The organism is Myxococcus sp. AB025B, from assembly GCF_006518215.1.
Lineage (GTDB): Bacteria > Myxococcota > Myxococcia > Myxococcales > Myxococcaceae > Myxococcus > Myxococcus fulvus.
Genome location: NZ_SRLW01000569.1, coordinates 1 through 2,305 on the forward strand (window position 1 = coordinate 1; position 2,305 = coordinate 2,305).

General features: G+C 70.4%; 2 protein-coding genes. One reads left to right on the forward strand and one right to left on the reverse strand.

Annotated elements, in window-relative coordinates; genetic code table 11:
* Nucleotides 1–107 precede the first annotated feature (107 nt).
* Nucleotides 108–1,052 (reverse strand): App1 family protein, encoded by a 945-nt coding sequence (locus FL311_RS42650; protein WP_141333346.1) that lies wholly within the window; start codon nucleotides 1,050–1,052, stop codon nucleotides 108–110.
* A 175-nt stretch (nucleotides 1,053–1,227) separates the two neighbouring features.
* Between FL311_RS42650 and FL311_RS42655 the strand changes: the two genes are divergently transcribed.
* Nucleotides 1,228–2,305, forward strand: a 1,078-nt coding sequence (locus FL311_RS42655) for a serine/threonine-protein kinase (protein ID WP_141333347.1), incomplete at its 3' end; no start/stop codon positions are given.

The window sequence follows — 2,305 nt, forward strand, 5'->3', positions numbered from 1 at the left end:
CGATGACACCTCCGACCACCAGCCCACCTCCCCGCCTTGAAACACTCGCATGCGACATCCCGGTGCGTCATGACTCCAGCCGCGCGTCATGAGCTCAACGCAAGACGTCACGGGGGTGACGGGCTGGCCGTCACGGGCGGCGTCCGCGCGGGCTTCGGCAGCGTGCTCGCGACACAGGCCGCGTCGGCGAGCCCCAGGCCCACCGCGTGCTCCGCCGCCTGGCGCGCGTCCTGGAAGAGCACCATGTCCGTGAAGCGCTGGGGGTCCTTCGTGCGCCCCGCGTCACGGATGTAGATGGCCTTCACGCGTCCGGGGAACTCCTCGCGAATCTGCGCGTAGACCTCCGGGTCCTTCTCACCCGAGTCCCCCACCAGCACCACCGGCTGCGGGAACTGCGTGAGCAGCCGTCGGATGATGGGCTGCTTGTAGTCGGACAGCGAGCCGGGCCCCAGGTCCCGCAGGTACACGCCGAACCCCGCCGGGAAGCCGTGCCGCGTCAGGAACGACTTCACGCGCGGCAGGTACTGGACGGGCGAGCCGCTCACCAGCGCGAACGCCGAGGGCACGCCGCCCCTCAGGCACCCGTAGAGCGCCGCCATGCCCGGCACCACCTCCAGCTCGTCCGCGTCCTTGAGCAGCGCCGTCTGCACCAGCTTCGTCGGCTTCGTCACCTGCGTCACCACCACCGTGTCGTCGAAGTCGGAGACGACGAGCAGCGGCGTCGCCGCCGGCACCACCTCCACCCGCGCCGACGTGGTGGCACCCTCCACCCACGCCTCCGCCTCGGACGCGCCCACCTCGAACAGCTTGCCCTCGGGCGGCAGGAGGTTCACCTCGAACCCACCGTCATGCCCGCTGGTGAGGGTCGCCGTCACCCCCTGGAAGCGCACCGACACCTTCGCGCCCTCCCAGTTGCGAGCCGCCAGGCGACGCACGTTGCGCGTCAACGCCGAGCTGCCGTCACCGGGCGCTTCCTTCAGCACCCGCCCCTGCAACATCACCCGCTCCGGCTGCCCCAACACCGGCGTCAGCAACACCGCGGGCGCCGCCATGACGCGGGGCGCGCAGAGAAACCCAAGCAGGACAAACCATCGAGCAAGCGTGTTCAACGGAATTTTCCCGTGTTAATGTTTGCGGAGACCTTGATGATAGCTTCACGCGGTCATCGAAGGGCGTCGTGGTGGGGTAGCACATCGGCCCGGTGCGCCCAGAGGAGCCGGAAGACACGTGGAGCACCCGTCCGAAGGGCGCGATTTCGGCAAGTACACGTTGCTCGAGCGCATCGCGACGGGCGGCATGGCGGAGATCTACCGCGCCCGGATGACGGCGGTGGCGGGTGTCACCAAGCCGGTGGTCATCAAGAAGATCCTCCCCGGCTACGCGGACCAGAGCGCCTTCGTCTCCATGTTCGTCAACGAGGCGCGCATCGCGGCGGGGCTGAGCCACGGCAACATCGCGCAGGTCTTCGACTTCGGCGAGGTCGACGGCCAGTACTTCATCGCCATGGAGTGGGTGGACGGGCATCCGCTGTCGCGCGTGCTGCGCCGGGCGCGAGAGAAGGGACTGTACACGCTCCCGCAGCCGCTCGCCCTGCTGGTGACGGTGGAGGTGCTCAAGGGGCTGGCATACGCGCACACGCGCCTGGATGACCGGGGCCGGCCGCTGCACATCATCCACCGCGACGTCAGCCCGCAGAACGTGCTGCTCAGCTTCGAGGGCCAGGTGAAGCTGGTGGACTTCGGCATCGCCCGCGCGCGGATGGCGGGCGGCTACGAGTCCGACGCGGGCGACGCCAAGGGCAAGTACGCCTACTTCGCGCCGGAGCAGGCCCGGGGCCGGGAGCTGGACGCGCGCGCGGACATCTTCGCCGCGGGCACCCTGCTGTACGAGACGCTGTGCGGGCGACTGCCCTTCGAGGGCTCCGTCACCGACGTGATGCGGAAAATCGCGGTGGGCGACTTCCCCCGGCCGCGCGAGCTGGAGCCGGACATCCCACCGGCCCTGGAGCGCATCCTCCTCACCGCGCTCGCGGTGGAGCGCGAGCAGCGCTACCCCACCGCCGAGGCCTTCGCGGAGGTCCTCACCCGCTACCTGCACACCGCCACGCCCGACGTCTCCACCAGCGCGCTGGCCCACTTCATGGGCTACCTGTTCGAGACCGAGCTCGTCGCGGACGGTCGCCCCGTGCTGCTGCCGCGCGAGTTCCTGGGGCAGATGGCCCGCTGGACGCGCCCGCTCGCCGAGCGCCGCACCCTCCGGGAGCTGCCGTCCGCGCCCCTCGAAACGCCGCTGGAGACGCCCGCCG